This is a genomic window from Pseudomonas sp. Ag1 (assembly GCF_000278565.1).
Lineage (GTDB): Bacteria > Pseudomonadota > Gammaproteobacteria > Pseudomonadales > Pseudomonadaceae > Aquipseudomonas.
In genome coordinates, this window is record NZ_AKVH01000110.1 from 204,448 (window position 1) to 220,366 (window position 15,919).

A 15,919-nucleotide genomic window follows, 5' to 3' on the forward strand; every position below is an offset into this window, starting at 1 on the left:
CCACCTTACTTAACCCGGATGGTGGAGTAAGGATCATGGCTCAGCCATCGATATTGGTGCTGGAAGACGACGAAATCATTCGCTCGTTGATGGTAGATGTACTGGAGGATTTCGGCGCGGTGGTGACCTCGTTCCCGTCCGCAGACGAAGGAATGATTTTTCTTGAACGGGCCAGTGATCCGGTAGACTTGATTGTCAGCGATATCCAGATGCCCGGCCTGCTCAATGGCTACGACTTGAGCAAAGTAGTCGCCCATCGCTGGCCGACGCTGCCGGTGGTGCTGACCTCGGGCAACACCGCAATGGCCTCGCAGTTGGGCAGCACCGTGCGGTTCCTGCCCAAGCCGTGGACCACCAAGCGCCTGATCGACTGCGTGCAGTCGGCCCTGGTGCAGGGTTCGCCCATGCACTGATAGCATCGCGATATCAGCCAAGGCGAACTTCACGGCGACTCCTGCGGTCAGTTATTAAGCAACCTTACATGGCCAGCAGGCCCCCAGTTCGAGTTTACTGAATGCATTCACAGGCCCATGACGTTGGTGCGCCCCCTGTACTTGAAGCCCTGCGCTCGGGTACCGCTTTACTGCACGTCGCCCTGGAAAAGCGCTTGCCGTTTTTCTCCCCGCAGCTCGATCACACTCGGTATAAACGCCTGCTCCAGGCCTATTACGGGTTCTACAACCCTCTGGAAACGACGCTGCACGACAGCGGCTTGATACCCGTGGGGTTTGATCAGGTGCTGCGTCGCAAAACTCCCACCTTGCTGACGGATCTTCACGCCCTGGGCCTGGACGCCCGAGCCATCGCCGCCCTTCCCCATTGCCTGTCGCTACCGGTCCTCGACACGCCGGCCGCCTGCCTGGGCGCGCTGTATGTGTTGGAAGGCGCCACCCTGGGCGGGCAGATCCTGCGCCGGGAAATGGCCCAGCGCCTGGGACTGGATGCCGACAACGGCGGCGCGTTTCTCAACGTGTACGGCGCTGAAACCGGTCGGCGCTGGAAAGACTTTCTCGACTACCTGAGCCATGTGCCCCTCGATGCGCACGCCAAACTGCGCGCCGTGAACGCGGCCCGCTCGACATTCAGCTGCTTTGAGCAATGGCTCGACAGCCAGGAGGTACTGCTATGAAACCCGAAGATTTTGAAGAGTTGCTTGCCAACTGTGCAGACGAACCCATCCGCTTCCCGGGGGCCATCCAGCCCCACGGTGCGCTGCTGACCCTGTCCGAGCCGGAACTGCATATCGTGCAGGTGAGCGCCAACGTAGCCGAACTGTTCAACCACTCGCCGGAATCCCTGCTGGGCCAGCCGCTGCACACATTGATCGGCATTGAACATGCCGAAGCCGTCCGGGCCATGGTCACGCAAAACAGCTTTTTCGACGCCGCACCGCTGCACATGACCCTCAACGGCGCCGAGTTCGAAGGCTTGCTGCACCGCCATCAGGATGTACTGGTGCTGGAGTTCGAACCACGGCTCAAGGACTTCCAGCCGCGGGCACTCAATGGCCGGACCAGCAACCTGGGCAAGATGCTGCAACGCCTGCAGGCGGCGAAAACCCTGCAAGCCTTGTATGAAATCAGCGTCAACGAAATCCAGGCCATGACCGGCTACGACCGGGTGCTGATTTATCGTTTCGAAGAGGAAGGCCACGGCCAGGTGATCGCCGAAGCGTCCGCCCCGTCGATGGAATTGTTCAACGGCCTGTTCTTCCCGGCGTCTGACATCCCCGAACAAGCCCGGGAGCTGTACCGCACCAATTGGCTGCGGATCATCCCCAATGCCGATTACGAGGCAGTGCCGCTGGTGCCCAGGTTGCGCCCGGACACCGGCCAGCCCCTGGACCTGAGCTTCGCCACCCTGCGCAGCGTGTCGCCGATTCACTGCCAGTACATGAAAAACATGGGGGTGCTGTCGTCCATGAGCATCTCCCTGATGGCCGGCGACAAACTCTGGGGCCTGATCAGTTGCGGCAACCGCCAGCCGCTGCTGGTGCCCAATGATTTGCGCACCGCGTGCCAGACTATCGGCCAGGTGCTGTCGTTGCAGATCAGCGCCATGGAGGCCCTGGACCTAAGCCGCCAGCGCGAAGAAAAAGTCGAGGCCCTGGCCTTGCTCAGCCAGGCCATGCAGGCCTCGCCCGCAAACGTCTTCGATGGCTTGGCGCAGCGTCCGCAATTGCTGATGGACCTGACCCTCGCAGGCGGGGTGGCGATCATCGAAGACAAGCAACTGCACCGTTACGGCAATTGCCCGGAACCTGCGCAGATTCGCGCCCTGCACAAGTGGCTGCAAGAGACCGGGCAGCCGGTGTTTGCCAGCCATAACCTGGCCTCGGTTTACCCGCCGGCGGCTGAATACCAGCACGTAGCCAGTGGCGTGCTGGCCATGAGCTTGCCCAAGCCGGTGGACAACGGCGTGTTGTGGTTTCGTCCCGAAGTGAAGGAAAACATCAACTGGAGCGGCGACCCGAACAAACCCCTGGACCTGGAAAGCACCGACGCGGGCCTGCACCTTCGCCCACGCACCTCGTTTGAAATCTGGAAGGTGGAGATGGCCGGCATTTCCACCAAATGGAGCCACGGTGACCGCTTCGCCGCCAACGACCTGCGCCGCTCGGCCCTGGAAAATGACCTGGCCCGCCAGGTGCTGCGTGAACAACAGGCGGTGCGCGCCCGGGATGAACTGGTGGCGGTGGTTTCCCACGACCTGCGCAACCCGATGACGGTGATCTCGATGCTCTGCGGCATGATGCAAAAGGCCTTCAGTTCCGATGGCCCACACACCTCGCGACGGATTTCCTCGGCCATCGATACCATGCAACAAGCCGCCGGGCGCATGAATGTGCTGCTGGAAGATTTGCTCGACACCTCGAAGATCGAAGCCGGGCGCTACACCGTCAAGCCGGTGGCCCTGGACGTGAGCCAGATGTTCGAGGAGGCCTATTCACTGCTCGCGCCCCTGGCGATGGAAAAGGGCATCGACCTGTCCTTCAATGCCGAACCCGGGCTGCAAATCCATGCCGACCCGGAACGGTTGTTCCAGGTGCTGTCGAACCTGATCGGCAACGCCATCAAGTTCACCCCGCGCCAGGGCAATATCGGCATCAGTGCGTTGAGCAATGGCGAAGAGATTGTGTTTTCGGTGCGTGACTCCGGCGAAGGGATCGCCCCTGATCAGTTGCCTCACGTGTTTGATCGCTACTGGACGCAAACCGAAAACAATCCCACCGGCAGCGGCCTGGGCTTGTACATCACCCAAGGCATCGTGCAGGCCCACGGCGGGCGGATCGAGGCTGAGAGTGAGTTGGGGCGAGGCAGCGAGTTTCGGTTTACGGTGCCCAAGCCGGCTTGAAACGGCGCCTCATCGACACGGCGAAGCATATGGAAACCCAAAGGCCCGGAACGCCGGACCGGGCCAGGGCCACTGATCAGGACGCACTCAAAGGGAGGTGAATGCGCACACTTCACGTCCTTTCTAATGAGAGCCAAAATCTATGTCCTTTCCAATCATTGGCAGCGCTTTCCATATCCAATCCTTCAATGGGCCCACTCATTCGCCTCAAGCCACTCAACCCGTCCAACCTGTTCAGCCGGCCCCCAAACCAAACGATGAGCCCTCGCGCAGCAGTTCCAACCAGCAAAGTTTTCAGTCGAACAGCAGTAATCTGAGCGGTTTGGGACCCAATTTGCTCTAACCGTTAAGCCTTCCTAAACCGGCAACACCACCACGGCGGCCAACCCGCCGCACGGGCGATTTTCCAGGGTCAGCGTTCCACCGTGTTCCAGGACGATCGCCCGTGCCGTGGAGAGTCCCAAACCGACACCCCCGGTACTTTTATTGCGAGAACCTTCCAGACGAAAGAACGGCAGGAACACCTGCTCATGCTGCTCCTGCGGGATGCCCGGGCCACGGTCCAGCACCCGCACCGTCACCCTTCCCGGGCTCTGTTGCAGCTCAATCTCCGGCGCCAGCCCGTAGTGGATCGCATTGTCCATCAGGTTGGTCATCACTCGCTTGAGCCCCAGCGGACGACCGAAATACACCAGCCGTGGCGGGCCATTGAAGCCGATGTCGATGGACTGGTCGCGGTAGTCGTCAATCAGCGTTTGCAGCAACTCCGCAAGGTCCAGTTGGGTGGCCTGTTCCAGGCGCGCATCGTCGCGAAAGAATTCCAGCGCGGTGTTGATCATCGCCTGCATCTCGTCGACATCCCGGAACAGGCGGTGCTGCTGGTCGGCATCTTCGATGAATTCCCCCCGCAGGCGCAGGCGGGTCAGCGGCGCACGCAGGTCATGGGAAATCGCGGCGAGCATCTGGGTGCGGTCCTGGATGAAGTGCTGCAACTGCGCCTGCATGCCGTTGAACGCGAGAATCGCCTGGCGGATTTCCTGGGGGCCGACCGGCTCTATAGGCGGCGCACGAAAGTCGGCGCCGAAACGTCGCACACCCTGGGCGAAATACTGCAGCGGCCGGGCCAGGCGCCGGGTGGCGATCAGCGTGACCAGCGCGGTGGAAATCAGTACCAGCATCAGCACGATCAGGCTTCGCGGGCCTTCCGCCAGGCCCCAGCTGCGCGACGGCGCGCTGAACATCAGCCAGGATTCATCCACCAGCTGCACCACCAGCGCATAGCGCCCGCCGGGGCCAGGCCAGTCGGACGGTTCGTAGGCTTCCATTCGCCGCTCCGGCCCCTTGAGCAGCTGCTTGAACACCTGGTCGGAGTGAAACCCCGGGTCTTCCAGAACCGGCACATCAATGCCTGTGCGGGTGGCCGACCAACTCACATTGAAGCTGTCATCGGCCACTGCCCGAGTCAGTTGCGCGCGCTGGGACGGCTCTGCCGCTTCGATCATCCGCACGATCACCGCGACCTTCTCCAACAGGCCGGTTTCACCCAACGGCGGCCTGGCCCAAACGCCAGCCAGTTGCACAAACAGCGCATTGAAGGCCAGCGCTGTGAGCATCGCAATCAGGATGGTCAGGGCAATCCAGCGGGCCACGGTGTCCCGAGGTTTGAAGCGGCTCATGAGCGGGTCACCGCGACGGTGAACTGGTAACCACCGTTGCGCACGGTACGAATCATCGCCGGGCGCTTGGTGTCGAACTCCAGCTTGCGTCGCAGGCGGCTGACCTGCACGTCGATGCTGCGGTCGAACGCGTCGTGGCTATGGCCCCGCGCCAGGTTCAGCAATTGCTCGCGGGTGAGCACGCGCTGCGGGTGTTCGACGAACACCAGCAGCAGGTCGAACTCCCCGGACGACAACGGGATCATCACCTGGTCCGGCGAGCGCAACTCACGGCGCGTCAGGTCCAGTTGCCAGCCGGCGAAACGAATCAGCGGGCGCGACACGTCGCCCAACGTCGGCCGGTTTTCACCCGCCCGACGCAGTACGGCGCGCACCCGGGCAAGTAATTCACGGGCATCGAAAGGTTTGCTCAGGTAATCATCGGCGCCCATTTCCAGGCCCACCACGCGATCACTCAGTTCGCCCATGGCGGTCAGCATGATCACCGGTGTTGCGTATTGCTGGCGCAGGCGCTGGCACAGCAACAGGCCGTTATCCCCCGGCAGCATCAGGTCGAGGATGATCAGGTCGGCAGGTGTACGCTCCATGGCCGCCCACAGCTCGGCGCCATTGGCGGCGGTCTCGACCGTGTAGCCATGTTGCAGGAAGAATTTCTTCAGCAGGGCGAGGACCTCGAGGTCATCGTCCACGATTAAAAGATGGCTCACCGATGGGCATCACTTGGTCTTGTCGATGCGCCATCTAAAACCATTCGACGCGGCCCGTCATATATTTCAATCGTGCAATAAAGCGTCAACGGCGCAATAAAGCAGACATCTTCGCGCAAGCTGCGGCTGCCAGCATCGGCTTCCTTTTCCCGGAGACTGACCCCATGCGCTCGCTGACGTATCCCCAGCACCTGGCTCGCCAGGCGGTGTTGTTGCTGACTGTGTCTTACCTCACAGGCTGCGCGAGCCCGGCCAACGTAACGAGTACCACACGCTGCGCACAGGTTTCCTACCCGGTGTATGACCCCGCCGAACCAGTCAACCGGGGCGTGTTCGCCTTCAACCGCGCGGTGGATGACTACGCCCTGGCGCCTGTAGCCCGAGGCTACCGATACATGCCGGAGTTTTTCCAGCAGGGTGTGCATAACTTCGCCAGCAACTTCAGCGAGCCCAAGGTCTTCATCAACGACCTGCTGCAAGGCAACCCACGGCGCTCGATCAACACCCTGGGACGTTTTGCGGTGAACACCACCGTGGGGATCGTCGGCTTGATCGATGTCTCGGACCCGCTGGGCATCCCTCGCCACACCGCCGATTTCGGCCAGACCTTTGGCGTGTGGGGGATTGGCAACGGGCCGATTGTCGAACTGCCGTTGCTGGGCACCGGCAACAGCCGCGATGCGGCGGGCAAGGTCCTGAACTTCCTGGTGGCGCCGCTGGGCGACAGCGATACCGTGCAAACCCTGGGCACCATCAGCCTGGTGGGTGGCACAGTGGACACGCGCGCCTCGTTGCTGCCGCTGACCGACAGCCTGCAAAAGCTGCCGAACTACTACAGTGCCTTGCGTAACGTGGTGGCCGAACACCGCGCGGCCTTTGTGCTGGAGGGCAAGCAGGGGGCGACGTCGCCTCAGGCCGATAATTGTGCACAGGGAGCCGGCGATGATTTCTGAATCAAGCTCACTGGTCCTGCAACGTCAGGTTCGTAAACGCGGGACCAGCGCGCTGCTCTGCCGGGAGACCCGCCTGAGCCTGTCGTCGGAGCAGGGCCGCCTGGTGCTGAGCCGCTATGTCGAACGGTACAGCCCGCAGGGTGTGCGCTGGGTCGAGCGCCAGCACAGTGTGGCCCTGGCCGACGTGCTGCGCTGGATGATTGCCGAAGGCGAGACCTGCGCCACGCAGTCATGATTTGAGATGAAAGGTTTATAGCCCGGGCCAGTGGGCGCCGGGTAATTTGCGGCTCGCCCGGGTATCGCGCCTTAACAAAACGCTGACATTCAATGCGTTACCTTTTCGGCCCAACCTTGCCCAGAGCCGTTGCCTTGATGCCTCACCCCGACACACTTCCCGCTGTACTCGCCGGCCCGTTGCTGCGACGCCTGGAACCGCGGCGCCTGGTGATGTGGCTGGTGGGAAGTCGTCCCCTGGCATTGACCCTGAGGCTGCAAGTCGCCCAAGGCGCGGCGCTCGATATCGAGTTGGACGCCAGCCAATGCAAGGTGGTGCCCGTCGGGCGCCAGGCCTTTATCCACCTGATCGACGTACCGCTGGCGGAAGCCCTGCCCCAGGACGTGAGCATCGGCTACGACCTGCTGGTAAACCGTGCCGGTATCGCCGAATGGGCGCCGCACCTGCTCTACCCGGGCGCACAAGGCCCGCATTTCGTCCTGCACAGCCGCATCCACCAATTGGTCCACGGTTCCTGCCGCAAGCCCCATCACAGCGCAGCCGACGGTTTGCTGTGTGTCGACCGGCTGCTGGCCGAATCGAACACCCTGGAGGAACGCCCGGCCTTGTTGATGATGAGTGGCGACCAGGTCTACGCCGACGATGTCGCGGGGCCGATGCTGCGGGCCATTCATGCGCTGATCACGCGCCTCGGCCTGTTCGACGAACACCTCGACGGTGCCGTCGTCGACAACAGCGCCGCGCTTTATGAGCATGCCGCCAGCTACTACCATCGAGCCGACCTGTTGCCCGCCCTGAAGAGCAACGAGACCCTGCGCGAGCGTTTTTTTGGCGGGGTGAAGAAGCCTATTTTCACCAGCAGCAGCGCCGACAACCACCTGGTGACTTTTGCCGAAGTCATGGCGATGTACCTGCTGGCGTGGTCGCCCGTACCGTGGCAGCTGATCACCCCGCAAGCGCCGCAACTGCGCGCCGAAGGGCACGTACGCTATGGGCACGAGCAAGTGCAGATCGACACGTTCCGTGACGGCCTGGGTGGCGTGGCCAGGGTGTTCGCCCACCTCTCCTGCCTGATGATCTTCGATGATCACGACATCACCGACGACTGGAACCTCAGCGCCCAATGGGAAGAAACCGCTTACGGGCATCCGTTCTCCAAGCGCATCATCGGCAACGCACTGCTGGCCTATATGCTGTGCCAGGGCTGGGGCAATAACCCGGATGCGTTCGATACGGTGATCGGCAAAACCCTGGCGCTCACCACACAGGCCCACGACAACTACCTGCAGCCTGACGCTCAAGATGAGCTGGTGGATGACCTGCTGAAGTTCCAGCAATGGCATTACGTGCTGCCCACCACCCCCGCACTGGTAGTGCTCGACACCCGTACCCGGCGCTGGCGCAGCGAGTTCAACCTCAAGCAACCCTCCGGCCTGCTGGACTGGGAAGCGCTGAGCGAACTGCAACAGGAGCTGCTGGATCACCCTTGCGCGGTCATCGTTTCACCGGCGCCGATCTTCGGCGTCAAGCTGATCGAAACCGTGCAGAAGGCCTTCAGTTGGTGCGGCTACCCGCTGCTGGTGGACGCGGAAAACTGGATGGCCCACCGCGGCGCGGCACAGGTGATCCTCAACATCTTTCGTCACTCCCGCACACCGGGCAACTACGTGATCCTCTCGGGAGACGTGCACTACTCGTTCGTCTATGAAGTGCTGATTCGCCACCGCAATGCCGGTCCAAAAATCTGGCAGATCACCAGCAGCGGCATCAAGAACGAATTCCCGCCGCGCTTGCTGGAATGGTTCGACCGTCTCAATCGATGGCTCTACTCACCGCGCTCACCGCTGAACTGGTTCACCCGTCGCCGACTCATGCAGGTAGTGCCGCATATTCCGGAACACGCTGAAGCGGGCGAACGGCTCTGGAATTCTGCCGGGATCGGGCAGGTGTTTTTTAACCGGCAGGGGCAGCCTGAGGCGATTTATCAGCACAATGCCAATGGGGCGCCCAGGACCAGGATGGCGGCGCCTGATCAGAAGCTGAACCCAAGCAAGTAGTGGCTTTTAGCCACACTCTCACTAGACCAAAGACCCCCTTCTAAGCGCCAAGGCGCCGTTGTACAGTACCGCCAGCCACGGAGTATCGGCATCAATTTGGCTGGCCCCAGGAGCCAGTCCACGCAGGGAGTGCGCAATGGACGATACATCCGGCAGCGAACCGTCAAGGAAGGACTTTTGCGACCTTAACGCCGACATGCTGCATGCCATCATGGAGCTGGTCAGCGACGGGATCTGGGACTGGAACGCCAACACCGGGTTCGTCTACCGCAACCCCGGCTGGTACGAAATGCTCGGCTATGCCCATCACTCCCTGGAAAACAGCGTATTCACCTGGGAAAACGTGATTCATCCCGATGACTATCCCCAAGTGATGGTGCTGTTTGATAACTACATCAACCGCCGCACCACTCACTATCAAGCCGAATACCGCTGCCGCAAGAAAGACGGCTCCTACCTGTGGATCGAAGACCGCGGCTACGTGATCGCACGTAACGACGACGGCTCGGTGGCACGCATGGTCGGCGCCCACCGCAGTATCCAGGCGCGCAAACAGTCCATCGAACAGCTGGAGCGCCGCAATCAATCCCTTGAAGCCCTGGTGGCCGAGCGCACCCGCGAGCTGTCGCGGGTCAATCAACAACTGCAGTTGCAACTGGACGAGAATCGCTCCCTGGCCGAACGCGACGCCTTGACTCGCGTGGCCAATCGTTACCGCCTTGAACGCGTCCTGCTGGAAGAGTGCGCTCGCGCCCAACGGTTTCGCCTGCCGCTGTCGCTGATCGCCATGGACATTGACGACTTCAAGCCCATCAACGATCAGCACGGCCATGCCGTAGGCGATGAAACCCTGGTGCGCGTGGTGGAATGCCTGGAGGCCTGCATTCGCCACGGCGACTTGCTGGCCCGCTGGGGCGGCGATGAATTCATGGTCATCGTGCCCAAAAGCACGTTGGAGACCGCGCGGGAATTGGCCGAGCGAATGCGCTGTGCGCTCAAGGACTTGCCCGCCGTGGGCAGCTTCAAAGTGACGTTGAGCCTCGGCGTGGTAGAGCGACGCAACGATGAGTCACCCGCCTGCCTGATGGCCAGGGCCGATCAGGCGTTGTATCGCTCCAAGGCGGCGGGCAAGGACACGGTTTCTTCGTGAAACCTCAGCGAACCGGCGGCGCGTACTGGATCCCGCCGTTGCTCCACAGGGCATTAAGGCCGCGCTTGATCTTCAACACGCTGCCCTGGCCGATGTTGCGCTCGAACACCTCGCTGTAGTTGCCCACTTGCTTGACGATCTGCACGACCCAGTCCTTGCGCAGTTTCAGGTCCTTGCCGTAGTCACCGTCTGCGCCGAGCAAACGGGCGACGTCCGGGTTCTTGCTGGACTTGGCTTGCTCTTCAACGTTCTGCGAAGTGATGCCCATTTCCTCGGCATTGAGCATGGCGAACAGCGTCCACTTGACGATGCTGAACCACTCGTCGTCGCCCTTGCGCACCAGCGGGCCCAATGGCTCCTTGGAAATGACTTCAGGCAATACGACGAACTCATCCGGGTGAGCCATCTTGATCCGCTGGGCGTACAGCCCCGACTGGTCGGTGGTAAGCACGTCGCAGCGGCCCGCTTCGAGGCCCTTGGCACTTTCGTCAGCAGTGTCGAAGGTAATCGGCGTGTACTTCAGGCCGTTGGCGCGGAAGTAATCCGAGACGTTCAGCTCGGTGGTGGTGCCGGCCTGGATGCAGATGGTCGCGCCGTCCAGGTCCTTGGCGCTCTTCACACCGAGCTTGGTGTTCACCAGGAACCCGATGCCGTCGTAGTAGGTCACGCCGGTGAACACCATGCCCATGCCCGCGTCACGGGAACTGGTCCAGGTGGTGTTGCGGGAAATCAGGTCGATCTCGCCGGATTGCAACGCAGTGAAACGCTCCTTGGCGGTCAACTGGCTGAACTTCACTTTCGACGCGTCACCAAAGAGTGCTGCGGCGACGGCGTGGCACACGTCCACATCAATGCCGGTCATCTTGCCGTTGGCGTCCGGCACGCCAAAACCCGGTAACCCATCACTGACCCCACACTGGATAAAACCCTTCTTCTGGATCGCATCCAGGGTCGCCCCCGCGTGTGCGCTTGCGGCCAGCCCCAATAGTGCTGCGGCGGTGAATGCCGCCAACGTGGATTTCATGTGCTTCATGCAAGGCGCTCCCTGTCGGTCTTTATTATTCGGCGCCACAAACCCGCGCCGTTTATAGTGTTGCCGGTCAGTATCAACGGCTTTACACCTTGGCCACAAACGACGTTTAGGCAAAGGCTCCTTCCGATTTGGAATGAACTTCTCATGATCTCGAAACGCTTGACCCCTTCGATGACCGCCCTGCAGTGCTTCGAAGCCGCCGCCCGCCACCTGAGTTTCACCCGCGCTGCCGAAGAACTGCACCTGACCCAGAGCGCGGTGAGCAAGCAGGTGGCACAGCTCGAAGAGATGCTCTGCCACCCGCTGTTCCAGCGAGTGCGCCAGCGCTTGTACCTGTCGCCGGCGGGCTCGCTGTACCTGGAGGAAGTACGCAAGATCCTCAACCAGGTGGATATTTCCAGCCGCTACATCCTCACCTATGGTGGCGAGACCGAAGTGCTGCGCATCGCCACCCAGCCGACCTTCGGTGACCGCTGGCTGGTGCCCAAGCTCAAGGATTTTGCCGCGCGCCATCCCAATATCCATCTGGACGTGCGCAACGAACTGGAGCCGTTCGACGTGTTGCAGGCCAAGGCGGATATCGCGTTTTTCTTCGGCCAGGGAGCGTGGCCGGGGGCAACTTGCATCGAGTTGTTTCGCGAAGCCGTGGTGCCGGTCTGTGCCCCCGGGTTTGTTGCCGCTGGCAGCGACGCCTCGTCCCGCCACACCTTGCTGCAATGCACCTCGCGCCCGGAAGCCTGGCACGAGTGGTTTCTGGAACAGGGCCTGCACTCGCAAAACAGCTACCACGGGCCGCGTTTCGACACGTTCTACATGTGCATCCGCGCCGCGCAATCGGGGCACGGCGTGGCGTTGGTGCCGCAGTATCTGGTGGCCGAGGAATTGGCGAACGCCAGCCTGATGATCCCCTGGGATTACAGAATGCCGAGTGCCGGCGCGCACTTTATCGCCCATGCCGAACATGCCGGGGAGATCCCGAAAGTGAAGGCGTTCCTGAACTGGATGGTGGATGTGGCGAAGGAGCTTGCTCCCTCGCCATAGCACATCCCGACTTTTAATAATGACCCGGCGACTTTATTTCGTTTGCGGGGCAAGGCGGCTCACGGCTTAGATAAAAGGACGCATCCTATTCTTGAGTCCCGGATCCATGAGCCGCGAAACCATCAGCCAATCGATTTCCATCGTCCACCCCATCAGCCTCAGCCATGGCCGGAACGCCGAAGTCTGGGACACCACCGGCAAGCGCTTCATCGATTTCGTCGGCGGCATCGGCGTGCTCAACCTGGGCCACTGCCACCCGCGTGTGGTGGAGGCGATCCGCGACCAGGCCACCAGGCTCACCCACTACGCCTTCAATGCCGCGCCTCACGCGCCCTACATCGAACTGATGGACCGTCTTACCGCATTCATCCCGGTGGATTACCCGGTCAGTGGCATGCTCACCAACAGTGGCGCGGAAGCGGCGGAAAACGCCCTGAAAATTGTCCGCGGCGCCACTGGCCGCACCGCCGTCATCGCCTTTGACGGTGCGTTTCACGGGCGCACGCTGGCGACGCTCAACCTCAATGGCAAGGTCGCGCCATACAAGCAAAAAGTCGGCGTATTGCCGGGGCCGGTGTTCCACCTGCCCTACCCCAGCCGCGACAACGGCGTGACCTGCGGCGAAGCACTCAAGGCGATGGACCGCCTGTTCAGCGTGGAAATCGACGTCGACGACGTGGCCTGTTTCATCATCGAACCCGTGCAGGGCGAAGGTGGTTTCCTGGCGCTGGACGTGGAATTTGCCCAGGCCCTGCGACGCTTCTGCGATGAGAAAAACATCCTGTTGATTGCCGATGAAATCCAGTCCGGCTTCGGCCGCACCGGCCAGCGCTTCGCCTTCTCACGCCTGGGCATCGAACCGGACCTGATCCTGCTGGGCAAAAGCATCGCCGGCGGTGTGCCGTTGGGTGCGGTGGTGGGTCGCAAGACATTGCTCGACAACCTGCCCAAAGGCGGCCTCGGCGGCACCTACTCCGGTAACCCGATTGCCTGCGCGGCGGCCTTGGCCACCCTGGACGAAATGACGGACGAGCACCTGCAAGGTTGGGGCACGCAGCAGGAAGAAGCGATCGTCAGTCGCTATGAATCATGGTGTTCGAAAAGGCTCTCCCCCTACCTCGGCCGCTTGACCGGCGTGGGCGCCATGCGTGGCATCGAACTGGCCAACGCCGACGGCAGCCCGGCGCCACAACAACTGGCCCAGCTGCTGGCACTGGCCCGCGAGGCGGGTTTGTTGCTGATGCCCAGCGGCAAATCGCGGCATATCATCCGCCTGCTGGCGCCGTTGACGATTGAAGCGGCGGTGCTGGAGGAAGGGCTGGATATTCTTGAAGAGTGTTTGGCGAAGTTGGCTTAAAAACCAGAAAGCCCGGCGGGAAGCCGGGCTTCGAACGGAAAACGTCAGTGGACGAGTCGGGCGACGCCAAAGGCGATGGCAGACAAGGCGCCAGCTGTTCCGACAAACCATTTCAGCAGTCGGGTTTCCAACGATTGCATATCCGTTCTGAAATTGGCGATTGAGAGATCCAACCTGGAGGTTGCTTCGAGCAGGTCGATTTTGGTCTGCATCAGATCGGACTTGGTGGCCATGTGCTCCTGCATGCCATCCAGCTTCGTCTCGACGCGCTCCAATCTTGCCTCAACTTGTGAAATACGCTTTTCCAAATCGTTTTCTCCTCCGTTGCCCCCACCGCCTGCGCCGCCTTTGCGGTCGTAGCCTGATGACGAACCTTGACGGTACTCCTGGCGAAGATAGCTCACATTATCCTTGAGGTCATTCGCCATTTCAGGCCTCCTTCTTTTGGGTCAAAGCATTCAGTCCATCAGCTACACCTTCCATGCAGTCGATAAACTCATTCAGCTTCACCCATGCTTCATCTGCCGCCTGTTTTACATCCACGTCTTCACTATGTTTGAGCGCACCGGACAAGCTAATGATGCCGGAGCCGAGCCTAGCAATTGCACTGTGATACTGACCGAGAATAATGACTAGTTCCCCGGCTGTTACGGCCTTTGCCTCACCTACGTTGTCGTCGCCTTCCATGTCGACCCCCCATCTGTTTTGGTGACGCAGATAACCACGCCCTCAAACACAAACCAACGCACAGATTGCTACCAAATCCGACGATCCAGCGCACTATTACCAATTCCGAAAGAATCCATCTTCCGTTTAGCCCTTTCTCTCCCCGCGCCAGGGCTTTATCCTTGTCAGCAACAAACTGAAACGTTTCATCATTCCACCAAACCATCGACCGCCCGTGTTCAACGCCCTTGTGCGAACGCGCCAGGCCGCTGTTTGCGTTTCAAAACCATAAAATATTAAGACCCCATTTTGCCTATGCCTGCTTTCCCAAACCTGCGCCTGTGCGCTGCGCTGTTACCGTTCGGCCTGATCAACTGTGCCCAGGCCGCACCTGCCTTTGACGCTGAATCACCGTGGATGCTGGGTGATTTCGGCGGCACTCGGACAGCGCTGTCTCAACAAGGCTACGACTTCAAATTCGACTACACCGGCGAAATGGGCAGCAACCTGCACGGCGGCTCGGATCACGACCGCACTGCGCGCTACAGCGACCAATTCGGCCTGGGCACGCACCTGGATCTGCAGAAGATCCTCGGCTGGCACGACGCCGAGTTCCAGTTGACGGTGACCGAGCGCAGCGGCAACAACATCACCAATGACCGGGTCAACGATCCGCGTGTGGGCGGTTTTACCTCGTCCCAGGAAGTCTGGGGCCGTGGCCAGACCTGGCGCCTGACGCAGATGTGGTACCAGCAGAAATTCTTCGACCAGAAGCTCGACATCAAGGCCGGGCGCTTTGGCGAAGGTGAAGACTTCAACAGCTTCCCCTGCGACTTCCAGAACCTCGCATTCTGCGGCTCGCAGGTCGGTAACTGGGTTGGCAGCATCTGGTACAACTGGCCGGTGAGCCAGTGGGCGTTGCGGGTCAAATATCACCTGACGCCCGAGTTGTACGCCCAGGTCGGCGCCTACGAACAGAACCCGTCCAACCTCGATCGCGGCAACGGCTTCAAGCTCAGCGGCAGCGGCACCCAAGGCGCCCTGCTCCCGGTTGAACTGGTATGGACGCCTACGCTGAACGGCCTGCCCGGCGAATACCGCGCCGGCTACTACTACAGCAGCGCCAAGGCCAGCGATGTGTATAAAGACCGCAACGACCAGCCGGCAGCCCTCAGCGGCGAGGCCTATCGCAGCGCCTCCAGCAAGCACGGGGTGTGGCTGGGGGTGCAGCAGCAAGTCACCAGCCTGGCCAGCGACCATTCTCGGGGCTTGAACGTGTTCGCCAACGGCACGATGCACGACAAGAAAACCAACGCTGTGGATAACTACGTGCAAGTCGGCGTGGTCTACAAGGGCCTGTTCGACGCCCGCGCCAAGGACGATATCGGTTTCGCCGTGGCCCGGGTGCACGTCAACCCGGCCTACCGCAAGAATGCCGAGGCAAGCAACCAGGCCCACGCGGTATACGACTTCGATGACCCATCCTACCTGCCGATTCAACACACGGAATACAGCGCTGAGCTCTATTACGGCATCCATGTCACCCAGTGGCTGACGGTGCGCCCGAACCTGCAATACATCCGTCACCCCGGAGCCGTGGCCCAGGTGGATGACGCGCTCATCGGCGGGATCAAGCTGCAAAGCTCATTCTGACGTTGTAAGTAAATTCTGAAGAAAACGAATTAGCCCT

The 15,919-nt window shown here is 61.1% G+C and carries 15 protein-coding genes; 10 read left to right on the forward strand and 5 right to left on the reverse strand.

Features of this window, described 5'->3' with window-relative positions:
• The first annotated feature begins 35 nt into the window (after nucleotides 1-35).
• The 3 genes from A462_RS05185 to A462_RS05175 all read left to right on the forward strand — a co-directional run bounded on the left by A462_RS05185 (nucleotide 36) and on the right by A462_RS05175 (nucleotide 3,354).
• Nucleotides 36-413, forward strand: coding sequence for a response regulator (locus A462_RS05185; protein ID WP_003210361.1), 378 nt, complete (start codon nucleotides 36-38; stop codon nucleotides 411-413).
• A gap of 101 nt (nucleotides 414-514) precedes the next feature.
• The gene (locus A462_RS05180; protein WP_008438473.1) at nucleotides 515-1,129 is read left to right on the forward strand and encodes a biliverdin-producing heme oxygenase; all 615 of its coding nucleotides are present in this window, start codon (nucleotides 515-517) and stop codon (nucleotides 1,127-1,129) included.
• A complete protein-coding gene (locus A462_RS05175; RefSeq protein WP_008438474.1) occupies nucleotides 1,126-3,354 on the forward strand; it encodes an ATP-binding protein in 2,229 nt (742 codons plus the stop codon). Before A462_RS05180 ends, A462_RS05175 begins: the two co-directional genes overlap by 4 nt.
• Nucleotides 3,355-3,710: 356 nt before the next feature.
• Here the strand turns inward: A462_RS05175 and A462_RS05170 are convergent, their stop codons facing one another.
• Together A462_RS05170 and A462_RS05165 are read right to left on the reverse strand one after the other, a co-directional pair.
• Complete coding sequence (locus tag A462_RS05170; protein WP_008438475.1) at nucleotides 3,711-5,030, reverse strand: ATP-binding protein; 1,320 nt, start codon at nucleotides 5,028-5,030, stop codon at nucleotides 3,711-3,713.
• Nucleotides 5,027-5,737: a response regulator gene (locus tag A462_RS05165; protein ID WP_023659139.1), complete on the reverse strand. Its 711-nt coding sequence runs from the start codon at nucleotides 5,735-5,737 to the stop codon at nucleotides 5,027-5,029. Before A462_RS05165 ends, A462_RS05170 begins: the two co-directional genes overlap by 4 nt.
• Nucleotides 5,738-5,901: 164 nt before the next feature.
• Between A462_RS05165 and A462_RS05160 the strand changes: the two genes are divergently transcribed.
• The 4 genes from A462_RS05160 (at nucleotide 5,902) to A462_RS05145 (ending at nucleotide 10,132) form a co-directional block, all read left to right on the forward strand.
• Complete coding sequence (locus A462_RS05160) at nucleotides 5,902-6,690, forward strand: MlaA family lipoprotein (protein ID WP_008438478.1); 789 nt, start codon at nucleotides 5,902-5,904, stop codon at nucleotides 6,688-6,690.
• On the forward strand, nucleotides 6,680-6,925 hold the full coding sequence (locus tag A462_RS05155; protein WP_008438481.1) for a hypothetical protein: 246 nt from the start codon (nucleotides 6,680-6,682) through the stop codon (nucleotides 6,923-6,925). Before A462_RS05160 ends, A462_RS05155 begins: the two co-directional genes overlap by 11 nt.
• A 137-nt stretch (nucleotides 6,926-7,062) precedes the next feature.
• On the forward strand, nucleotides 7,063-8,982 hold the full coding sequence (locus A462_RS05150; protein ID WP_008438482.1) for an alkaline phosphatase D family protein: 1,920 nt from the start codon (nucleotides 7,063-7,065) through the stop codon (nucleotides 8,980-8,982).
• A gap of 136 nt (nucleotides 8,983-9,118) precedes the next feature.
• A complete protein-coding gene (locus A462_RS05145) occupies nucleotides 9,119-10,132 on the forward strand; it encodes a diguanylate cyclase (protein ID WP_023659140.1) in 1,014 nt (337 codons plus the stop codon).
• A gap of 4 nt (nucleotides 10,133-10,136) precedes the next feature.
• On the opposite strand, the gene A462_RS05140 is transcribed toward A462_RS05145, so the two are convergent.
• Entirely contained in the window at nucleotides 10,137-11,165 is a 1,029-nt protein-coding gene (locus A462_RS05140) for an amino acid ABC transporter substrate-binding protein (protein WP_008438485.1), read from the reverse strand.
• 144 nt (nucleotides 11,166-11,309) lie between these two features.
• Here A462_RS05140 and A462_RS05135 point away from each other — a divergent pair, with 144 nt between their 5' ends.
• Both A462_RS05135 and A462_RS05130 read left to right on the forward strand, forming a co-directional pair.
• Nucleotides 11,310-12,206: a LysR substrate-binding domain-containing protein gene (locus A462_RS05135; RefSeq protein WP_008438487.1), complete on the forward strand. Its 897-nt coding sequence runs from the start codon at nucleotides 11,310-11,312 to the stop codon at nucleotides 12,204-12,206.
• 106 nt (nucleotides 12,207-12,312) lie between these two features.
• Nucleotides 12,313-13,563 carry a 2-aminoadipate transaminase gene (locus A462_RS05130; RefSeq protein ID WP_008438489.1) on the forward strand — a complete coding sequence of 417 codons (1,251 nt, stop codon included), beginning with the start codon at nucleotides 12,313-12,315 and terminating at the stop codon, nucleotides 13,561-13,563.
• 44 nt (nucleotides 13,564-13,607) lie between these two features.
• Here the strand turns inward: A462_RS05130 and A462_RS05125 are convergent, their stop codons facing one another.
• Nucleotides 13,608-13,991: a DUF1640 domain-containing protein gene (locus A462_RS05125; RefSeq protein WP_003210382.1), complete on the reverse strand. Its 384-nt coding sequence runs from the start codon at nucleotides 13,989-13,991 to the stop codon at nucleotides 13,608-13,610.
• A 1-nt stretch (nucleotide 13,992) separates the two neighbouring features.
• Nucleotides 13,993-14,250 carry a hypothetical protein gene (locus A462_RS05120; protein ID WP_003210383.1) on the reverse strand — a complete coding sequence of 86 codons (258 nt, stop codon included), beginning with the start codon at nucleotides 14,248-14,250 and terminating at the stop codon, nucleotides 13,993-13,995.
• Nucleotides 14,251-14,544: 294 nt separating this feature from the next.
• Between A462_RS05120 and A462_RS05115 the strand changes: the two genes are divergently transcribed.
• On the forward strand, nucleotides 14,545-15,882 hold the full coding sequence (locus tag A462_RS05115) for a carbohydrate porin (RefSeq protein WP_008438498.1): 1,338 nt from the start codon (nucleotides 14,545-14,547) through the stop codon (nucleotides 15,880-15,882).
• Nucleotides 15,883-15,919 lie beyond the last annotated feature (37 nt).

Excerpts from the sequence above, each read along its gene's own strand:
- A462_RS05185 (WP_003210361.1), top strand. The coding sequence starts at position 36 with ATGGCTCAGCCATCGATATTGGTGCTGGAAGACGACGAAATCATTCGC.
- A462_RS05180 (WP_008438473.1), top strand. The coding sequence starts at position 515 with ATGCATTCACAGGCCCATGACGTTGGTGCGCCCCCTGTACTTGAAGCC.
- A462_RS05175 (WP_008438474.1), top strand. The coding sequence starts at position 1,126 with ATGAAACCCGAAGATTTTGAAGAGTTGCTTGCCAACTGTGCAGACGAA.
- A462_RS05170 (WP_008438475.1), bottom strand. The coding sequence starts at position 5,030 with ATGAGCCGCTTCAAACCTCGGGACACCGTGGCCCGCTGGATTGCCCTG.
- A462_RS05160 (WP_008438478.1), top strand. The coding sequence starts at position 5,902 with ATGCGCTCGCTGACGTATCCCCAGCACCTGGCTCGCCAGGCGGTGTTG.
- A462_RS05155 (WP_008438481.1), top strand. The coding sequence starts at position 6,680 with ATGATTTCTGAATCAAGCTCACTGGTCCTGCAACGTCAGGTTCGTAAA.
- A462_RS05150 (WP_008438482.1), top strand. The coding sequence starts at position 7,063 with ATGCCTCACCCCGACACACTTCCCGCTGTACTCGCCGGCCCGTTGCTG.
- A462_RS05145 (WP_023659140.1), top strand. The coding sequence starts at position 9,119 with ATGGACGATACATCCGGCAGCGAACCGTCAAGGAAGGACTTTTGCGAC.
- A462_RS05140 (WP_008438485.1), bottom strand. The coding sequence starts at position 11,165 with ATGAAGCACATGAAATCCACGTTGGCGGCATTCACCGCCGCAGCACTA.
- A462_RS05135 (WP_008438487.1), top strand. The coding sequence starts at position 11,310 with ATGATCTCGAAACGCTTGACCCCTTCGATGACCGCCCTGCAGTGCTTC.
- A462_RS05130 (WP_008438489.1), top strand. The coding sequence starts at position 12,313 with ATGAGCCGCGAAACCATCAGCCAATCGATTTCCATCGTCCACCCCATC.
- A462_RS05125 (WP_003210382.1), bottom strand. The coding sequence starts at position 13,991 with ATGGCGAATGACCTCAAGGATAATGTGAGCTATCTTCGCCAGGAGTAC.
- A462_RS05120 (WP_003210383.1), bottom strand. The coding sequence starts at position 14,250 with ATGGAAGGCGACGACAACGTAGGTGAGGCAAAGGCCGTAACAGCCGGG.
- A462_RS05115 (WP_008438498.1), top strand. The coding sequence starts at position 14,545 with ATGCCTGCTTTCCCAAACCTGCGCCTGTGCGCTGCGCTGTTACCGTTC.